The following is an 18,504-nucleotide window of genomic DNA, read 5'->3' as shown; positions in this document are numbered from 1 at the left end:
AAGTTAATAAAGAATCGCGATAACAATATAGAAAGTTGAATGAAAAATGGATTTTATTTTAAATATTTTAATTAATATTATAGCTTTTGTATGCTTCTTAGTTGGTGGAAATGCAATTAAAAAAGAGGAGCAATTAATGGGAAAAGTGATTGGCAGTTTATCAATAGCTGGATTGGCGATAGTCGGAACGGGGTTAATTCTTTCTGGTGTAGAGGAACTGCACACATATATGTACATTATATTAGTAATTGAAATAGTGATACTTTTCGCAAATGTATTCATGAATTATTTAAGTAAATTCGGAAAATCGGAAGTTTTTATAGGTGTATGTGTATTAATTCTAACGATATTTAATTTATTTACTTATATAACTTATGTGGTTTTGACTTTTGTTTTTTACTGAAAAACTGTCGCTATAAAAGGAGGGAATTAGGAAACGATTATGATTGAATTTATTATCGATGTATCAATAAATTTTATTACATTTGCAATTTGTTTCATTCCGCTGCTTCTCTCAGAAAAAACTAAAGGTATCTTGGAAATCGTAGGTGCAAGCATACTTTTTGCGGGGATTATGATAGTTGGAACAGGTATTTTCATAAGCAGTAGTGAAACCCTGAAATCATATATTTATGTGATTTTGGTAGTGCAAATAATTATTTTGTGCATCGAGCTTATATTAGTGTTATGGAGTAAACGTAAAGGAAAGTCTACAATTTTATCTATCCTATCAGCAACATTAGCTATAGTCGCTTTAGGAATATATATTTATTATGTTATAGCAAGTTTTATTTATTGAAAATTATTTTCCAAAGATAGAAAAAATTAATAAAAAAGAAAAATTATTAAGGAGATAAACACGTCATTGAAAAAGAAAATGAATATTTTAAATCAAGCGATAATAACTGAGTTGTATAAATACCCTGAAAAAAGGCTTCATGAAACGCATGTGAATTTACGTGAGGCAAGTTTGGAATTTATATTTGCTGAAAATGATGAAGATATTCACCCGCTAGTATTAAAAATAGAAGGGGTAACGGCTTATTATTTTCAACATAATTATGGAGAAAGTAGATTTGATTTAGACACTGATGAAAGTTCGTTATTACTGCTAGAGACGCTTGAAGTAGTGAAGCCTCCTTTTAAAATAGGAGAGGATCGAGCGGATTTTATTGCTGAAGGAAATCTAATTCTTGAGTTAGATGAAATAAGCTATGTTATAGAATGTAAAAAAATTAAATTAAACGATGTGGTCTTTAATTTAGATGAATGAATATCGTAGGAGGATAAAATGGTTCATAATGATATGAATTATCACCACTTGATTGGAAAAGTTCATAGTGTTTCTGATGTTGATGAATTGAGCAATATTTTAGAAGAATTGAAAGAATATCCAACAAATGGTCAACTAGAAAAATTATTTAAATCGTATATGAATGATGAAAGCCCACTGATTCGTTGTATTGCTTTTGAAGGTTTAGCAAAGTGTGAAATTAAAGATACAGAAATAGCTCAAAAAGCGATAGAACATTTAAATGATGAAGACATTGTTGTGATGAGTTGCATAGAATTACTAGCGGAGTATGAGTATTTGGAAGCTGTTCCTTATATCAAGAATTTGCTTCGACACATAGATGCTGGAGTTCGCTGTACAGCAGCAGAAGCTTTGGGAGATATGAATTGTAAGAAACAATTAATGGATATTGTTCAAGTTAACAAAGTAGAAGTAGATGATTTAGCAAAAGTAGGGAAGAGATACGGAATTTATATGTTATCTAATGAATCTGATGAAATTTCCGCTTTGAATCAACTTGTTGAACTCCTATATTCTAGCAATGTGACGGCTAGTTATAGAGCTATGAATAATTTGATAGCCGTGTTGAATGAAGGGAACCGTTCTTTAATATTCATGGCATTTCAAGAAAAGTTGAAAGAAAAGATTGAAAATGGTTTTAAAACGGACTTAGAAGATAACTTGAAAGCGTATTTTAGTTGAGAGATTTTATATGCTAAAAGGAGTAATGCTATTGAATAGACCAGATTTTAATGGGATGAGGAAAGTGTTTTCAAATGATAAAATGATCCTAAAGGCGGGAATTTAATTATGAAAAACATAGATAATGACTTGTTTTTAAGAAAAAATCAATTAGAAGGAACGATGTATGTAGAATTTAAATACAGTTCCGCCGAAAAAGAATTTTGGAATGAAGATTCGTATTATATTGATAGCGATATTTTTGAATATTTACTTGGTGTTTTTGAAAAGAGTAAAGCGGATTTCAGTATGTTTGGGGAGAATTATTTTAGTTTTGTGGAAGTAGATAATTTAATAAATAGTCTAAAAAATATAGACCTTGAAGGAATTGCAGATAAGATTACAAAAAATAGTTTTAAAGAAGATAAATACATTAAAAAAATACAAATAATAAATTCATTAATCAGCTTGATTCAGAGGTTAGAGGCTTGGCTAGTAAAAGCGATTGAGTTAGACGTTATTGTAATTATATTAGGACTCTAATATATAAAATTCGCCAAAATGGAGATAGTTTTAATGAGAAGAGGAATGTGTATTTAACGGGAGTGAGAGTCATGATAAATTTAGAGTGGGAAGAATTAGATCGGTTAGAAGTAGATGAAAAGCTTGAACAAATTTTGAAACTCAGCTATGATGCTTGGATTTCAGATCCGAAGAATATTCGCTTCTTTGTAAGAGCATTTTTCCTGAAATGGTACTTACAAATTGATAACTTTGATATTGAGAGTTATGAAGAACAAGATGAAAAATTAAGATATATGTATAGTTATGGGGAGCAGGAACTACTTGATATTCCAGAAGTAAAATGGATTATGGGCTATTGCCTTTCACTTAATCCAGAGTGTTTTATGGGAGAAGAGGGTTACGATGATGTCCAGTTAAAAGGAGAGAAGTATCTCCACGAAGTTTCATTAGCTAATCCAGAAGATGTATTTTTAAAAGATTTTTATTATGCTTCTGGAGGAAAGAACGGAAAAGAACTTGTGAAATGGGAAAGTGAAAACAGAGAACAACTGACAAATTACTTGCAAGCAAACTTTAATTATGATTCCCTTTTCTCAGATTATTTTAAGGAAATGGTTACAATGGATTTTGGTGAAAAAATGCGAAAGAAAGGCATTTTAGAAAAGCTATTTTCAAAACTGAAAAAGAAAGAAAGGCATGAATAAAGCCAGTAATCCAAGAGGGACCCATCCAAGTTGTAAATCAAGTCCCATTTACGAAGGAGGTAGACACTATGCTAAAAATAAAAAAACAAGCGCAATCTATATACGCTTTTAAAGAAACTGGGGGAGAAGTACTTAATTTCCAAATATAAAAAGACTGTTTGAAACTTTTTTCTGGGGAAGAAGTTTTATGTAAAATAAACGATGAAATAATTTCCAAACGGTATTTCAAAATTAAAAAAGTTAAATTATCTGATGAGAAAGTTTGTATTTTTTGTCATGATGGTGTTTACGATTATTTATTAATCTCATGTATAGGGAAGCATTTTAAATATCCATTGGGAGAAGGTGTGGCGGATTTTCTCATCTTAAATGATGTAGCTTATGTTATTTACTCAGAAGAAGGTAAGTTTGGGAGTGAGGAGAATTTACCCATAGCACAATTAGGGCTTATTAAAATAGATATATTTACAGGAGAAATTACAGGGCTCTTAGATGACAGCATTTTAGAAACACTCATTGATGTACATACAATGAGCTGTAATAATAAAATTATACGGATACTGTGTTATGAAGAAAATGATGATGACTTCACTTTAGACTATGATTTAACCTCGAAAAAAATTCAGAATAAAGTCGTAATAAATTATACTGTGGACGGGTTGTTGAGCATGGGAGATAACTTTTACGCTAGATACCAGAATCATATTTATAAAGTAGATGAAAGTATGGAAATTATGAAAGAAATCATTATAGATAAAAAAGTATATGATGAGGCATCCTCACTAAGCACCGGATATAGTGAAGTGGTTTTAGAAAGTGAAAATGAATTCAACATTGTCCAGCTTTCTAAACTTTGAAGAAAGTCTATCGGAAAGAAATAGCATTAAAAATAAATAATCCTTTATAAGGAAAAAATAATGTTAGACGAGAACCAATCATGCATCCCAAAAGACGAATATTTATTCTCCTATCAAGAAGACTCTGGCATTACTGGAGCAGATCGTATGTGATAGCAGGAATTACAAGTAGGAGGGAGATAAGGTGAATAAAAAAAATAAATCTTGGAAATATTTTAAGTTAAGTTTATGCTTTTTGCTAGTAGTAACGGTAATTGTGTATTATTTATGGGAGTTACCAGGGGCTCAATCTATCATCGAGGTTAGTGTAGGTTTCATTCTGCTTGCAAATATATATATGTTATTTGATTTAATTGAAAAAATGAATAAAAATAAAAAAATTCAAGGTTATCTTCAAACTATTTGTATAAGTATGTTTGTAATAGTTATTATAAGTTCATTTTTTTTATATTAAAGTCTAAGGAGAACTTAAATATGCCTGATTTATTAATCTTTCTGTTAATAACAAATCTAATAATTTTAATCTATTTCCAAGTGTTTTCAGATAATACCCCTAAAAAATATAGAAATACATATATAATGACCGTTTTTTTGATTGTTTTTATGATTTTTGGATTATATGAGTACTATGCTATTAAGGGATTATTTAATTAGTAAATTATTGATAGCTTTTTTGATCGAAATCTAATAATCATAGGCATATTGCAAAATTTAAAATAAGGGAATGAATGATTTTATGTATAATTTATCCGGTTTTGAGATTGAAGAAAGAATAAACAAACTCATTCATGTTGAAAAAACACTACCAAAACAAATATTTTTCGAACCAAATAAATACAACTACTATTTTGAAGAACCAGAGGCTATCTCTATAGACGATGAGGATTTTATCAAGATGATAAAACAGCTTGTTGAAAAGACGCATGATAAGGAAGCCTATATCAGTGAAATTTTGGAAGAAAAGAAATTTTTGCAGAAGTGGAAAATAAGCTTAGAGTTAAGACGGAAAATAGACTTTTCTCAGAGCGACAGTGATATTATTAATGATTTAGATATTGATAATATAATGGAAAAAAACGTGCTCATTCATTTTTTTATGTATTTTCCATCTGAGCAAATTTTTATTTTAGCTAATGGATATTTAGAAATAGCCGTATTAGCCATTGATAAAAAGCTCGATGTGGATGTTAGTTGGTATGAGGTTGAGGAGTATTGCTCTGTCGAAATAATTAAAAAGAGATTCAGTAATGGATTAATAAAGAATTATAGAAATTTTTCTTAGATGATATAGCACAACGAATTCAGCGGGGAGCTAGGAAATGAATATTCTAATTGGTTTAAGTTGTCTTATATTAAGCATGTTAATATTCGGTATATGTTTTTATATTGCAGGAAAAGTAAGCAATAAAGTAATTGCATATATTTGGGCATGGCTTAGCATAGTTTTATCTTCAATAGGACTTATTATGTTCTGGATAATAACCTAAAGTTGAAAAAAATTTAAAATCGTATTTCAGCTAAGAGAAAAAGGTAGTCTACATTTTAGAAAAAAGCATTTCCACACTAGAAAATCAAGAACAAATAAAAACTAGTTACAACTTAGAGAGGAGATTATTCAATTGCTATTAACAATGTATATATTTCTAGTAATTATTTGTTTGGTAACTTGTCTTAATTTAGAGCAAAAAAAGAGCAAAGTTTTGTTTTGGTTAGTGTTTGCTTTGGGCGTGTTTTTTACAATACGGATAGGCGATTTACTTTTATAAAAAACAGTGATCAATATTGAACGTTTTAGCTGATTGTCTATCTAAAAAAAGAAGGTGAACCATATGTTAAATAGAGAACAAATAGAGATTGTCAGAGCCGAAGATGCACTCGAGTATGGAAGTGATATAGGAATTGACGGAGCGGACCAAATATATATTTATTATTTTAAAGACCCGGAAAAACCGTTAGAGCAAGATGTAGAAGATATTTGCGATGCTTTTGGCGAATATATGATTTCTGCTTATTTTTTGAATGATGAAGATTCTTCATATACAGAATTGCAAGGAGACGAAATAGGTGGATATAAAAAGGTTATCTTGCAGGGTGAATCGCAACAACTTAAACAAGAAATGTTCCGTTTGTTTATAGAAGGATATTATAGTCCATATCTGAATAGGCTATTTTTATTTAAACAAAAAATAGAATTAGATTGTAGGAAACAAATCGAATTAGAAGATGGCATGGCTATTATCGCCCCTATACTTGATGTTAGAGCGATAGGTATATTTTCAAAAGGGATAGATTTGGTGCGGCTTTTTCAACAAATTACTAATACAGAATTACTGGATACTGTACAAGGAACAGGAGCAAAATCTCGATTGATTGAGGATCATAATGAAAATTTGAGAAATGAGATTGGGTACTTAGTTGACTATAAGGCGGTATTACCAAAGCAAATTTTTAAAAAGCCGGAGTTATATGATTTTTATTTTACCGATTTCTTTCATTGTTATGAGGATGACTTCATAAACGACTTAAATAAAATTGGACAACTGCTTAAGCAAGAAAGTGTCAGGTTGTTTACGCCACATTATTATTATGAAACTATAAGAAAATTTATTTTTAAAAAGATAAAACAAATAGATGTTCCATATGCTGAATTAAGTACAGGTATAACGGAAAAGGAATATGGTGAAATTTTATGGTGTGGCGAGACAGAAAAAATGAATTTTACGGCTTTTGATTATTTATACTGGTACTTTAATTCCGACTGTTTTATTTTTGGTGATAGAGAGAGTGAAATTAGTATTTTGGCAATTAAAAAATCTCTTTCCATCAAAAATCCGCTTGAAAATTGGAAAGAAGTAGAGTTGTTCGCGGCGAATCCAGGAGAAGAATGGTGTCCATGGCTAAAAGATAAGGAGAAATTTCTAGCAGAACTGATAGCTAATTATAAATAGGGATGAGTAAGATGAAAAATAACAAGCATTTTTTAGTATTAGAACAGTAAACGATAGCTTACTTATGCCAAAGGGGGGGATCTAGTGGAAAATCAAATGTTTAAGAAATCTAACGTAGCAGAATTGAAAAATTTTTATAATAATATTCAGCACAAGTTTCATGTAGAGGCTGAAGTACCAGATCAAATATTTCTTGAACCAAATGAAGTTTATGTCTTTGATTTATGGGATTTCTTAGATGAAAACGTACAGCATTTACTTGATTGTACTAAAAAAACTAATGGTGATAAGGTGCTATGGCTTCCCAAATATAATAACATTTACGCTAACGAATATATGGACATCAATGCGAGGATAAACAAAATAAACTTTCGACAACTATGGGACGACAATAAGCTAACTATTTTTTTAGAGCAAGGTTGCATGTTTGATATAAGTGGGGATTGGATAAGTTATTTTGATTTAGAAGAGCATTTAGCTATTTTAGCTGTATATAGTTGTGACATTTCTCTAAACGACTTTTCAAAAGCACCATACACCAAAGAGAAATTCTTAGAAGAGTATTTAATGGTTCCAATTGAAAAAATAGATAAAAGCACAAAAAATTTGATGAAAAATTACAATGAAAAATTTGTAGATGTTTTTCTGGAGAATTACTTTTAGCATAATTTAAGATAAGGATGCGGCTAAAATAGTATCATTTAGAGAGTGATAGGAATCTTTTAGGGGAGTGCATGAAAATAAGAAAAGTTACATATTAAAAGACATAATAGTATATTTCAATTATGAAATTTGAGGTCTAAGGAGGGACTATGATCGATGCTGAAAATAAAAAAACAAGCGCAATCTATATACGCTTTTAAAGAAACTGGGGGAGAAGTGCTTGATTTTCGAATAGAAGAAGATAGTTTGAAACTTTTTTCTGGGGAAGAAATTTTATGTGAAATAAGCGATGAAATAATTTCTGATCGGTATTTCAGAATTAACAAAGTCATATTGTCTGATGAGAAGATTTGTATTTTTTGTCATGAAGAGGCTTGCGATTATTTATTCATCTCATGTATGGGAAAAATTTTTAAATATATATTAGGAGAAGGGGTGGAAGATTTTCTCATTATAAACGATAAAGCTTATGTTATTTACTCAGAAGAAGGTATGTTTGGGGGCGAGGAGAATTTACCCATAGCAGAACTAGGGCTTATTAAAATAGATATATTTACAGGAGAAATTACTGGGCTCTTGGATGACAACGTTTTAGAAACACTCATTGATGTACAATCGATTAGCTGTAATAGTAAAAGGATAAGAATATTGTGTTATGGAGATGACGGTAATGATTTCACTTTAGACTATGATTTAACATCTAAAAAAGTTCGGAATAAAGTCGTATTGGATTATACTGTGAGCGGATTGTTGAGTGTGGGAGATAACTTTTACGCTTGGTATCGGAACCGTATATATCAAGTGAATGAAAGTATGGAAATTACGGAAGAAATCATTATAGATAAAAAAGTATACGATGAGGCATTCTCAATATGTACTGGATATAGTGAAGTGGTTTTAGAAAGTGAAAATGAATTCAGCATTGTACAGCTTTCTAAACTTTGAAGAAAGTCTATAGGGAGGGCTTATTTTAAAAGTAAGAGATGTAAATAATACATAACAAAAGAATAAACTTTACGGGAGCATATGATTAAATAATAAAAGAAATACTTAACTTGAATTCGAAAAAATTAAAAATAAAGTGTACCTGCTAAGAGGACAGAATTAATCAAGAAAGCGAAAAAATTCATTAAAAGCAAGATTGTTTCGAAATTCCAACGCTATTAGAAGGTATTAAAATTCTCGATTATTGGAGTTGAATTTACATTGACTTGGTTCAAACAAAAAAGCTTTATATTTGCGATGATACTAGTAATTTTTATTTCTATTATAATTAATTTCTTTTTTTCAAATAGTGTAACATACATTATTGTTACAGTGTTTTTAGGAATGGAAACTTTATGGATTATTTTTATTTTTAGCGAGATAGTTGATAATGGCAAAAGGACATCAAAATTTATAAAAGCATATATAATAAGTATTTTTATTATAACAATATTTGCTTCATATCTATTGTATTAAGGGGGCATCATTGTGATTGTTTCTATTGCGGTTTTAATTAATTTAGTAATAATTTCAGTATTATATTTAATCAAAAAAAATGGTGAAAGCATGAAACATAAAGGCATATTTTCTTTTATACTTTGTACTTTTTCGTTTTTAATGTATGTCTATATTGCTGTATATGTAGGTATATTCTAAATCTCAATTATGGAAAAATTTAAGAAACAGGCTTGGGAAGATTATTTTCTTTAGATTATCACTCAAGGAGTAAAGTTCTTGGCATAAAAAGAATAGCAAATGGAAATAGGAGAGAGGTGTCAAAAATCATAGAAAAAACCATTTTTACGCTAACAAATCAGGAACAAATAATAATTACTTACAATGATGAAATGTCAGATGATGCATTAAAAACAACTATTATAAATAAAAGTCAACCAATGCATTTGCTTTTAGAGTTAGGCATTTTTGACAAAGAAGATTTAACTGAGAAATTTCCAAGTAGTGAAACAATCGAGATTTTATATGAAAGAACGAAGCTGTTATTAATTAAGGACATCCAATTAGATAGCGGGCATCTCGATGAAGTTCTATTTATTTTCAGACTTTTAGCCAATTCAAACTTTCTTGTGCACATTATTTCTGGATATAAAATAGACCATATTTTGCACTATTCACAAAAAGATACTATTTTTAAAAGAAATAAGGTAGTAGGAAAAATTGAGTTGCATCTTGAAAAAAATGAGTTTTTGATTATGTCGGATTATGATGGAAGCTCAGTTATAATCTTAAGTAATGAACAAAAATGCTGATTTTAAGAAATTAGCCAAATCAGGAGCCAGAATGTCCACAATATGCTGGATAAAAAAAGATATTCTAGTCCTTCACTATAGATTTAATAACGGGAAATATTCTCATAAATGGTAGGAGGATGTAATTTGGATAAGAGTAGCATTATGGATGTAATAAAACTGAATCTCAATGAGGCGCTTACTGATGTAATTACAAGTAAAGAACTGGTTGAAAGGTCGGAAAAAATACTATATGTTGATGAGAATCAGCAGTCAATAAACGATAATCTATCATTAGAAGAAAGAGAGTTACTAGAAGATATATCAGCACAATGGGATTTATATCTAGTTAATTCGTATGACATCGATACACTACGGAGTTTGGATTTTGAGAAAGTTAAGTTCCCTGACGCGTATTTAAAGGACTGGTATAGGCAAACAATCTAGCTAATTTGATATTACAACAAAGGTTAGAAGGGCATGAAAATAAGAAAAGCTACATATTAAAAGACCTAATAGTGTATTTCGATTATGAAAATCGAGGTCTAAGGAGGGACTATAATCAATGCTAAAAATAAAAAAACAAGCACAATCTATTTATGCTTTTAAAGAAACTGGAGGAGAAGTACTTAATTTCCAAATAGAAAAAAACTGTTTGAAACTTTTTTCTGGGGAAGAAATTTTATGTGAAATAAACGATGAAATAATATCCAATCGTTTGTTCAGAATTAACAAAGTCATATTGTCTGATGAGAAGATTTGTATTTTGTGCAATGATGAGGTGCACAGTTATTTAATTATCTCATGTATGACAAGGGAGACGTTTAAATACAAATTAGGTGAAGGTGCACTCGATTTTATCCTAGTGAATGATGAAGCTTATATTATTTACTCAGAAGAAGGTATGTTTGGGGGCGAGGAGAATTTACCCATAGCAGAACTAGGGCTTATTAAAATAGATATATTTACAGGAGAAATTACTGGACTCTTGGATGACACCATTTTAGAAACGCTTATTGATGTACAATCGATTAGCTGTAATAATAAAACTATACGGATACTGTGTTATGAAGAAAATGGTGATGACTTTACTTTAGACTATGATTTATCCTCGAAAAAAGTTCAAAATAAAGTCGTATTAGACTATACTGTGAGCGGATTGTTGAGTGTGCGTGATAACTTTTACGCTTGGTACCGGAACCGTATATATCAGGTGAATGAAAGTATGGAAATTACAGAAGAAATCATTATAGATAAAAAAGTGTATGATGAAGTATCCTCCATAAGTATCGGATATAGTGAATTGGTTTTAGAAAGTGAAAATGAATTCAACATTGTGCAACTTTCTAAATTATAAAGGAATAGCTGTTTTAACGCTACTAAGCAAAGGTCTTTAAGCAAATAAAGGGGCGTCAAGAAAACACAAATTTTTTAAATAATAATGGATATTTGTTCGCTATATCTTTTGTTTTCTAGTACCTTGGCATAAAACTTAAACTCGGAGATGAAATATGAAAAAATTAAACTATTTTTCTATAGGATTTGATTATGATGAAGAAAAGAATCCAATTATGTCATTTGACAGTCAAAGTCACTGTATTTCAGAAATGTATTCAGGTGCATTTAAACCAATGGTGACAAAAGAGACTTCTTGTATTGATATTAATTGTATACCAATGGGAAAAAAAGTGGATAAATCTCATCACCTCGATGCCATTTATAGAGTTTATTTTGAAAATAAGTTGTTTGATTTAAATAAGTTTAATGATGAAAATGACTCAGAAAAGAAAAAGGTCATTTTAGAACTGCTTCACATAGGTGCTATAGAAGCGTGTCGTGATTTGGGATTAGATAAGGCTAGATTTATTGAGGCATACGAAAAGGTAAAAGAATTAGACTATCAAAATAATTACTACTATAAAAAACCAAAATCCAGTCCAAATAGAAAACAAAAAGCACAAATTTATATTGAGCACGGCTTATACAAAGCTGACATATATATCGTTATTTTTAACAAAGAACAGAAAATCATAAGAAAAGAATTTATTCTCAGTGATTTACCTAATCCATTTGTATTTTCCGCACACCTAGGAAATTTAAAATGGATAGACAATGATCGTTTAGTTCTAGCTCATAAGGAAAGAAAAGATATATTATACAAGGTTGATATAATTTGAAAAGAGCGGATTGATTAAATTAAACAGATGGATTGTTTGCTGAATCTCCAAAAATTCAAATTCTTCTAGAAAAGTAACAAGGAGGTACTTTATATGTTGACGATTTTAAAAACTATCATTTCGCTTGAATTTTTAGCTATAACTACCTTATGTTTTATATTTTTCGATAAATATAGAGGGAAGAAAAACAAATTAATAAGGTTTATGCCTTACTTATTTACTGTAGTAGGTGGTATTATCTTGTCTACGTTTGTTTTCTTTACAGTGTGAATGAGGGGGAGCGGACATGCTAGAATTTTTATTAAGTGTGATAGCGGTTTTTACAATAACATTGCTAATCGTCATTGCTTTTTTATATTTTAAACTATATGAAAATAAAAAGACTTTGTATACGTTATGCTCACTATATTTTTTATGTTTACTAATTTTTGTATTTACATTAATAAAAGATTTTTTGTATATTCCATAACAATTACTCATAGAAACGAGAGGATCTTATGATAAGCCTAGAATGGGAAGAACTAGACCAACTGGAGATAGAAGAAAATGTTCAAGAGGTATTAGATTATAGCTATAATAGCTGGATGTCTGATAAGCGAAATATTCGTTATTTTGTACGGGCGTTTTATATTAGATGGGATATGTTGGTTGATATGTATGAAGTGGAAGATGATGAGACAGAAGGCGATAAGTTGAAATATATGTATGATTTCGGCATTAATGAGCTGGGAAATATAACAGAGGTCGGCTGGATAATAGGTTATTGCATGCTAATTAATCCAATCTATTTTGAAGAAAATGATAATTATTTGGAACTTGAGGAGAAAGGGCAGGAAATGCTTCGTAATGTAGCAATAAATAACCCGGATGACGTCTTTTTGACTTCTTTTGGTATACCTGAAAAAGATTATTTGAAATGGAAAAGAGCGAACAGAGAGCAACTTATTCAGTACGGGGAAGATAATTTTAGCTATGACTCGGAGTTTTCGAGATATTTTAAACATATTATAAATTGCAGAGCGGATGAAGAGTTTGAAAAAGAAAGTTTTCTGAAGAAGATTGTACGCAGATGGAAGCAACGATGAGTTTCCATTTGGAGGTGGGAGTATATGCTAAAAAAACGAAAAAAATTCTCAATGAAATTAAAACTATTATCCAGCAAAAACCTTTTGATTATGAGAAGGCAGAAAATTTGATAAGTGAGTTAAATCTTGAAGAGGCCCCACTAGAATTGGAGAACATCTTACTAGCTAGCATAAATAATAGCGATGAGAATGCTCGAATATTTGCCTATGAGTATTTATATTATTTTGATAGTGAAGCAGTTTTTCAAGCAGCCCTCATAGGGACAACGGACGACGATGATTTAGTTCAAATGTGCTCCATAGAGATTTTAGGGAATTTGGCTAAAGTTGAAAGTCTCCCGTATTTAAAGAAGGCGTTGGGCGATAACAACCCTAATGTACGTTGCTTTGCGGCTGAATCAATCGGTTTTGTAGGAACTGACGAAGCGAAGAAAATGCTGGAAAAACAGTTAGATAAAGAAACGGACTCTTTTGCAAAAGTAGGAATATACTCAGCCTTGCATTTTCTGGGTGATGAAGCAATGCTTTCCAATATTATTGCCCTACTAGATGATAGCTACCATTTGACGATAATAAGGAGCCTGAGAGTGCTAGAAGACTGTATCAATCAAGCTAATAAAGAAATGATAAAATCTAGTACCAAGAACCTTTTAGAGCGGGATATTCCAATATCAGTGAAAGATGCAGCAGAAATTGTTTTGGAGAAACTTAAAAGAGAGTAAACTTTATGCCAAGTTTAATCATAATTCAAAAAGGAGTTTATACAAATGACATACGAAGAATTCACAGAATTAGCTCAAAGTTTTTTAAAGAAAGGTGAGGATGGCCAACCGTTAACGCACGGTGAGAAATTAATTGTCGCGCAATATATTTATGAAGATTACGTGCCGATGGATGGTTTTCTATTAACGTACTTTAATGTTAATGCAGACATGGTAGTAGATACCATGGGACCAGTGATTAAAGCAGATAATGTGTCTTACCACGTTAATACAACAAAAACAGAAGCAGAATTCTTCCAAGATGCTCGTTTAGATGTGACAGATAACAATGATGATACAACTAATTTAATTATTACTTCTAATTTTGCAGAAAAAGTGAATTTGAATAAGCCTGGTAAGTATGAAGTAACCATCAGTGCTACAGATACTAAAGGCAATCAAACAACAAAAGAAATAACAGTTCAAGTAAGCAAGGATAAACCAGTCATTACTGCAGGTCCAAAAATAAGCTACCAAGGAAAAACCGAAGTAACAGAAGCTACCTTTTTAAGCGATATCCACGGGGAAGTAACGGATGAATTAGATGGTGATGTTAAAATTACTAGTGATTTTGCAGAAAAAGTAGATTTTAATAAAGTAGGAACATATACAGTTACTTTAAATGCGAAAGATGAATATGGTAATACTGCAGAACCTGTAAAAGTGTCAGTAAGTATCTTTAATAAGATCGCACCAACTTTCAATAATGCTGATAATAAAACAATCGAAGCAGTAAACGAGTTACCATCATTAGAATCTATATTTAATATTGAAGCCAAAGATTATCTTTCAGGCAATAAATTAAAAGTAACTTATACACCAGAACAAACAATTAAAGGCAATGTTTTAGGTGAGTATTCTATTAAAGTAACAACAAAAGATGATTCAGGCAACACAGCTGAAACAACTGTTACTTTAACAATTAAAGATACAACAGGACCAAGCATAAAAATGACTAAATCAACAAACAAATTAGAAGTACAAAGCAAAGAACCGAATTGGATAACTTTCTTTGGAGTAAAAGCGACTGATATTGTTGATGGTGATGTAACAAAAAATATTAAAGTAGACAGTAGTGAAGTCAATCTTAATAAAGTAGGAACTTATCCTATCTACTTTACAGTTACAGATGCACTTGGAAATGAAGCTAGTAAATCAAAAAGCACAGTGCAGATTGTAGATACAAGTAGTCCTGAGCTAACAATCGACAAACTAGAAATTAGTTATCCAACAGGAAAAACAGTTTCTGATAAGCAATTTCTACAAGATATTGGTACTAAAGTTACAAATAGTTATGGAACAGTAAAAGTAACTACTAATCTAAGTAAAATTGTTGATTGGGACAAAGCAGGGCAGTATAAAGTAACTGTAACAGCGACAAATTCATCTGGAGGCGTTGCTGAGAAAACGATTCTATTAACAGTCAAAAATACTGATGCATCGTTTATAGCAATACCAAGTAAGAATGATAATAATAACAAACCAACAAAAAATATCCCAAAAACAGGAGATACTTTAAATACAGAGTTAATTGTCTTTGGTGTTATGTCGCTACTTGTTGGAGGATGGTTGTTCTTAAGAAGAAAAACAAAAGTAAAAACAAAGTGATTCATAATATTTGAAGAATGTTGTAAGACTCAAAAGTTAGACCTAAAACCGTCCAGAGGAATCTGGTCGGTTTTTTATTCGGCTTGCATTCTATATAACCAATAAAAATACGCCTCAAGAGTTAGATTTTTTGGTCTAACTTTAGGAGGCGCACTAAATTGAGTCCGTTCTTTTTTACAAATATTTAGTAATAAACTCACTATTCTGCGGTCGATCTTTCATTTCCAGTACAGATATATCATGGACGATACTATCCAGCTTAATTTCATCCATTTCAAGTTCTATTTTTTGTTGGAGAAGTTCATATTTACTTGAAAGTACTTGTTGGATATTGGCTCCGACGATGCAATCTGGGTTGGTTTTTGGATCGACATGGATTAAATTTGTGTTGCCTTCAATACTTTTATAAACATCTAGCAGCGATATTTCCTCGGGTGGCTTGGTGAGAATCGGATTCGCTTTACCAGTTTGTGTTGTAATAAGGTTTGCTTTTTTTAAATTGCTCATAATTCTTCTAATATTGGCAGGATTTGTTTTAACACTACTAGCGATAATTTCACTCGATAATAAATTCGTGTTTTTGAAAATCTCTATATAAGCCAAAATGTGGATAGCATCACTAAATTGGATGGAGTATTTCATTTTATTCAATCCTTTCAATTTTTCTTCTTGACTTATCTTATCATAATGTTTATTATAAAGGTGTAAATTATAAATGTACAGCTTAAATAATTAAAATTTTGAAGGAGTGGTTTAAATGACTTATTTAGTAACTGGTGCAACAGGTGGACTGGGTGGTTATGCCTTAAATTATTTGAAAGAATTGGTTCCAATGACAGATATTTATGCTTTAGTTCGTAGTGAAGAAAAAGGTGCGGATTTGAAAGCAGCGGGATTTAATATCCGAATTGGTGATTATAGTGATGCAGAGTCAATGAAACAAGCATTTGCAGGAATCGATCGTGTCTTGTTTGTCTCAGGTGCTCCAGGGAATCGGCAAGTAGAGCACGAAAATGTGGTGAATGCTGCAAAAGAAGCAGGCGTTTCTTACATTGCTTACACAAGTTTCGCAGACGCAGATAATTCCACAAGTGCTCTAGCGGCAGACCATATTTTTACAGAAAAAGTAATTGAAAAATCCGGAATTGAACATACATTCTTGCGCAATAACTGGTACTTCGAAAATGAAATGCCAATGATTGGTGGCGCTTTGAATGGTGGAAAATTTGTTTATGCAGCTGGAAATGGAAAAACTGGCTGGGCATTGAAACGAGAATACGCAGAAGTTGCTGCTAAAGCGGTGGCAGGAGCTCGTTTCCCTGAAATCTTAGAATTATCTGGCCCAGTAATGACATACGCAGAACTTACAGAAGCATTAAAAGAAGCTACTGGAAAAGATTTCGAAGTCATTTCTTCTGATGATAAAGGATTTGTCGAAAACCTGGTCAATGTTGGTATGCCACAACCAGTTGCAGAAATGTTCTTATCTTTCCAACATGATATAAAAAATAATCAACTAGATGTTACTTCTAGAGATTTCGAAAAAGCATTAGGAAAACCATTAACGAACCGTGTGGATGCGCTTCGGGAATTACTGCAATAAAATAAAAACGTCTATCTTCGCGATAGACGTTTTTTTATAGTTCATCATGTGCAAGCAACGTAAATTCACGAGCTAATTGATCTAAAAAATGCTTCTGCCAATCATGATCTCGTGTGGTGCCGTGTAAGTTAGTACTAAGCGTCAATTCACCGCGGAAAGTAGTAGCAGCGACTTGGAAAAACGGAGCATATTTTAAAGAGCCACAAATAAAACAATCCGTTAAAGTACTGCCTTCAAAAATAAGCTTCTCTTCATCAATAATACCGATGTTTGTAAAACTCGTTTTTGGAATAGAATACATTTTTTCAGAAGCTTTTTTCGCAAAAGAATAGCTTTTTTTCTTGAAAATCAGTTCTAGTAAATAATATATCCGTAAAGGAGCTAGGCTGTTTTTTTGTGGATTAAGTGAATTTTTGACGGCTTGGAGGGTGCTCTCGAATGAAGTTAAGTCGTCATTTGCGTTAATTTGGCAGGTAATATTAGCTGTTAAGTTGGTAATTCCTTGGCTAGTTTTACCTGGCAAATATTTACGAAGATCTACTGGACAATCAATCGATAATTCATTTTGGTGCGTCGTCTGCTGAACTATTCGCACCATTGCGGCAAAAAAGACATCATTTACAGTTGCCTCGTTTTCTTTCGCATAATGAACGATTCCGTCAAAAACCTCTTTTGGTAGCTTTGTCCAAATGATTTTCGGATTTTTCGGGTCACCTTTGAGTGGAAATGGTGGGTTGTAGACAGTTTTTCGATTTGTTTTTTCAGTAAAAATGGTTTTTATTTCTTTGCGTGAAAATTGATCGAAAACTTGTTTTAAATTTCGCGAGCCTAAACTCAAATTAGCTTGGTAGTTTGGGTTTTCCAATAGTTTCGAATAAAGTTCACTTAACAAATAGAGATATTCTTTAAAACCAGCACCATCAGCCAACATGTGGTTCAAAATAATAACAAGTTTATCAGCTGATTCGGTACGGACGACAGTTAAGCGAATTTGTGGACCGTTTTCTGTAGATAATTTCCTCACTAGCGCCCGATTTACTTCAGCTTCGGGTTCGGTGGTTTTAATAAGGAAAACCAAATCCTCCGCAGAAAAAACACTTTCTTGCCAAAAAGCACCATTTTTCGTTTCTTTAAAATGGCAAAGAAGTAGTGGAAGTTTTTTAGTAGACTGTATAACTGCTTTTTTTAGAACGTCTATATTTAAATGACTATCAAATGTAAGCACAGTATGCAAATGATGGTCATTTTTCATTTTTTCTCCAGAAATATAATGCTTAATATCAGAAGGTTCAGCGGGATAACTCGTGATTTTTACCATGGGATTTCCTTCTTTCTTCGGTTTAAATAGTTGTTAGTAGTTTCCCTGA

Annotated in this window: 21 protein-coding genes and 1 pseudogene; 20 read left to right on the top strand and 2 right to left on the bottom strand. The window is 31.4% G+C overall.

The window, feature by feature from the left end; genetic code table 11:
* Positions 1 to 46 precede the first annotated feature (46 nt).
* The 19 genes and pseudogenes from AC4PG0_RS06120 to AC4PG0_RS06030 form a co-directional block, all read left to right on the top strand.
* The gene (locus AC4PG0_RS06120; protein WP_203574323.1) at positions 47 to 403 is read left to right on the top strand and encodes a hypothetical protein; all 357 of its coding nucleotides are present in this window, start codon (positions 47 to 49) and stop codon (positions 401 to 403) included.
* Positions 404 to 442: 39 nt separating this feature from the next.
* Positions 443 to 799 carry a hypothetical protein gene (locus tag AC4PG0_RS06115; protein WP_492167327.1) on the top strand — a complete coding sequence of 119 codons (357 nt, stop codon included), beginning with the start codon at positions 443 to 445 and terminating at the stop codon, positions 797 to 799.
* 66 nt (positions 800 to 865) lie between these two features.
* Positions 866 to 1,273, top strand: a complete 408-nt coding sequence (locus AC4PG0_RS06110; RefSeq protein ID WP_235022186.1) for a YxiG family protein — start codon at positions 866 to 868, stop codon at positions 1,271 to 1,273.
* An 18-nt stretch (positions 1,274 to 1,291) separates the two neighbouring features.
* Positions 1,292 to 1,996 (top strand): HEAT repeat domain-containing protein, encoded by a 705-nt coding sequence (locus AC4PG0_RS06105; protein WP_492167328.1) that lies wholly within the window; start codon positions 1,292 to 1,294, stop codon positions 1,994 to 1,996.
* A 108-nt stretch (positions 1,997 to 2,104) separates the two neighbouring features.
* Positions 2,105 to 2,518, top strand: coding sequence for a hypothetical protein (locus AC4PG0_RS06100; RefSeq protein WP_492167329.1), 414 nt, complete (start codon positions 2,105 to 2,107; stop codon positions 2,516 to 2,518).
* Between the two features lie 71 nt (positions 2,519 to 2,589).
* The gene (locus tag AC4PG0_RS06095) at positions 2,590 to 3,204 is read left to right on the top strand and encodes a hypothetical protein (protein WP_492167330.1); all 615 of its coding nucleotides are present in this window, start codon (positions 2,590 to 2,592) and stop codon (positions 3,202 to 3,204) included.
* Between the two features lie 158 nt (positions 3,205 to 3,362).
* A complete protein-coding gene (locus AC4PG0_RS06090) occupies positions 3,363 to 4,061 on the top strand; it encodes a hypothetical protein (RefSeq protein WP_492167331.1) in 699 nt (232 codons plus the stop codon).
* A 184-nt stretch (positions 4,062 to 4,245) separates the two neighbouring features.
* The gene (locus tag AC4PG0_RS06085; protein WP_045553162.1) at positions 4,246 to 4,515 is read left to right on the top strand and encodes a hypothetical protein; all 270 of its coding nucleotides are present in this window, start codon (positions 4,246 to 4,248) and stop codon (positions 4,513 to 4,515) included.
* Positions 4,516 to 4,797: 282 nt separating this feature from the next.
* Positions 4,798 to 5,343 (top strand): hypothetical protein, encoded by a 546-nt coding sequence (locus tag AC4PG0_RS06080; RefSeq protein ID WP_045553160.1) that lies wholly within the window; start codon positions 4,798 to 4,800, stop codon positions 5,341 to 5,343.
* Between the two features lie 547 nt (positions 5,344 to 5,890).
* A complete protein-coding gene (locus AC4PG0_RS06075; protein ID WP_492167332.1) occupies positions 5,891 to 7,009 on the top strand; it encodes a hypothetical protein in 1,119 nt (372 codons plus the stop codon).
* A gap of 84 nt (positions 7,010 to 7,093) precedes the next feature.
* The gene (locus AC4PG0_RS06070; RefSeq protein WP_492167333.1) at positions 7,094 to 7,672 is read left to right on the top strand and encodes a hypothetical protein; all 579 of its coding nucleotides are present in this window, start codon (positions 7,094 to 7,096) and stop codon (positions 7,670 to 7,672) included.
* 156 nt (positions 7,673 to 7,828) lie between these two features.
* Positions 7,829 to 8,617, top strand: coding sequence for a hypothetical protein (locus AC4PG0_RS06065; RefSeq protein ID WP_045553157.1), 789 nt, complete (start codon positions 7,829 to 7,831; stop codon positions 8,615 to 8,617).
* An 812-nt stretch (positions 8,618 to 9,429) separates the two neighbouring features.
* A complete protein-coding gene (locus AC4PG0_RS06060) occupies positions 9,430 to 9,924 on the top strand; it encodes a hypothetical protein (RefSeq protein WP_194316613.1) in 495 nt (164 codons plus the stop codon).
* 126 nt (positions 9,925 to 10,050) lie between these two features.
* Positions 10,051 to 10,350, top strand: coding sequence for a hypothetical protein (locus tag AC4PG0_RS06055; RefSeq protein WP_232357690.1), 300 nt, complete (start codon positions 10,051 to 10,053; stop codon positions 10,348 to 10,350).
* A 118-nt stretch (positions 10,351 to 10,468) separates the two neighbouring features.
* Positions 10,469 to 11,260, top strand: coding sequence for a hypothetical protein (locus AC4PG0_RS06050; protein ID WP_492167334.1), 792 nt, complete (start codon positions 10,469 to 10,471; stop codon positions 11,258 to 11,260).
* Positions 11,261 to 11,414: 154 nt separating this feature from the next.
* A complete protein-coding gene (locus AC4PG0_RS06045) occupies positions 11,415 to 12,080 on the top strand; it encodes a hypothetical protein (protein WP_492167335.1) in 666 nt (221 codons plus the stop codon).
* Between the two features lie 497 nt (positions 12,081 to 12,577).
* Positions 12,578 to 13,165: a hypothetical protein gene (locus AC4PG0_RS06040; RefSeq protein ID WP_492167336.1), complete on the top strand. Its 588-nt coding sequence runs from the start codon at positions 12,578 to 12,580 to the stop codon at positions 13,163 to 13,165.
* A complete protein-coding gene (locus AC4PG0_RS06035) occupies positions 13,150 to 13,887 on the top strand; it encodes a HEAT repeat domain-containing protein (RefSeq protein WP_492167337.1) in 738 nt (245 codons plus the stop codon). The genes AC4PG0_RS06040 and AC4PG0_RS06035 overlap by 16 nt, the downstream gene beginning before the upstream one ends.
* Positions 13,888 to 14,100: 213 nt before the next feature.
* A pseudogene (locus tag AC4PG0_RS06030) lies at positions 14,101 to 15,534 on the top strand (LapB repeat-containing protein); the annotation flags it as partial.
* A gap of 174 nt (positions 15,535 to 15,708) precedes the next feature.
* Here the strand turns inward: AC4PG0_RS06030 and AC4PG0_RS06025 are convergent.
* A complete protein-coding gene (locus AC4PG0_RS06025) occupies positions 15,709 to 16,176 on the bottom strand; it encodes an Rrf2 family transcriptional regulator (protein ID WP_045553153.1) in 468 nt (155 codons plus the stop codon).
* Positions 16,177 to 16,291: 115 nt separating this feature from the next.
* On the opposite strand from AC4PG0_RS06025, the gene AC4PG0_RS06020 reads away from it, so the two are divergent.
* The gene (locus AC4PG0_RS06020) at positions 16,292 to 17,137 is read left to right on the top strand and encodes an SDR family oxidoreductase (protein ID WP_003770512.1); all 846 of its coding nucleotides are present in this window, start codon (positions 16,292 to 16,294) and stop codon (positions 17,135 to 17,137) included.
* Between the two features lie 34 nt (positions 17,138 to 17,171).
* Here the strand turns inward: AC4PG0_RS06020 and AC4PG0_RS06015 are convergent, their stop codons facing one another.
* Positions 17,172 to 18,455, bottom strand: coding sequence for a condensation domain-containing protein (locus tag AC4PG0_RS06015; RefSeq protein ID WP_492167338.1), 1,284 nt, complete (start codon positions 18,453 to 18,455; stop codon positions 17,172 to 17,174).
* Between the last annotated feature and the right edge of the window lie 49 nt (positions 18,456 to 18,504).

It is taken from the genome of Listeria sp. MAN/IMW/UF464 (assembly GCF_058683955.1).
This window is presented reverse-complemented; position numbering and strand designations above follow the sequence as displayed.

Bases quoted from the DNA above. Each gene is read 5' to 3' on its own strand.
- AC4PG0_RS06035 (WP_492167337.1), top strand. From the start codon at position 13,150: ATGGAAGCAACGATGAGTTTCCATTTGGAGGTGGGAGTATATGCTAAA.
- AC4PG0_RS06050 (WP_492167334.1), top strand. From the start codon at position 10,469: ATGCTAAAAATAAAAAAACAAGCACAATCTATTTATGCTTTTAAAGAA.
- AC4PG0_RS06065 (WP_045553157.1), top strand. From the start codon at position 7,829: ATGCTGAAAATAAAAAAACAAGCGCAATCTATATACGCTTTTAAAGAA.
- AC4PG0_RS06100 (WP_492167329.1), top strand. From the start codon at position 2,105: ATGAAAAACATAGATAATGACTTGTTTTTAAGAAAAAATCAATTAGAA.
- AC4PG0_RS06115 (WP_492167327.1), top strand. From the start codon at position 443: ATGATTGAATTTATTATCGATGTATCAATAAATTTTATTACATTTGCA.
- AC4PG0_RS06120 (WP_203574323.1), top strand. From the start codon at position 47: ATGGATTTTATTTTAAATATTTTAATTAATATTATAGCTTTTGTATGC.
- AC4PG0_RS06040 (WP_492167336.1), top strand. From the start codon at position 12,578: ATGATAAGCCTAGAATGGGAAGAACTAGACCAACTGGAGATAGAAGAA.
- AC4PG0_RS06045 (WP_492167335.1), top strand. From the start codon at position 11,415: ATGAAAAAATTAAACTATTTTTCTATAGGATTTGATTATGATGAAGAA.
- AC4PG0_RS06080 (WP_045553160.1), top strand. From the start codon at position 4,798: ATGTATAATTTATCCGGTTTTGAGATTGAAGAAAGAATAAACAAACTC.
- AC4PG0_RS06015 (WP_492167338.1), bottom strand. From the start codon at position 18,455: ATGGTAAAAATCACGAGTTATCCCGCTGAACCTTCTGATATTAAGCAT.
- AC4PG0_RS06025 (WP_045553153.1), bottom strand. From the start codon at position 16,176: ATGAAATACTCCATCCAATTTAGTGATGCTATCCACATTTTGGCTTAT.
- AC4PG0_RS06095 (WP_492167330.1), top strand. From the start codon at position 2,590: ATGATAAATTTAGAGTGGGAAGAATTAGATCGGTTAGAAGTAGATGAA.
- AC4PG0_RS06105 (WP_492167328.1), top strand. From the start codon at position 1,292: ATGGTTCATAATGATATGAATTATCACCACTTGATTGGAAAAGTTCAT.
- AC4PG0_RS06020 (WP_003770512.1), top strand. From the start codon at position 16,292: ATGACTTATTTAGTAACTGGTGCAACAGGTGGACTGGGTGGTTATGCC.
- AC4PG0_RS06075 (WP_492167332.1), top strand. From the start codon at position 5,891: ATGTTAAATAGAGAACAAATAGAGATTGTCAGAGCCGAAGATGCACTC.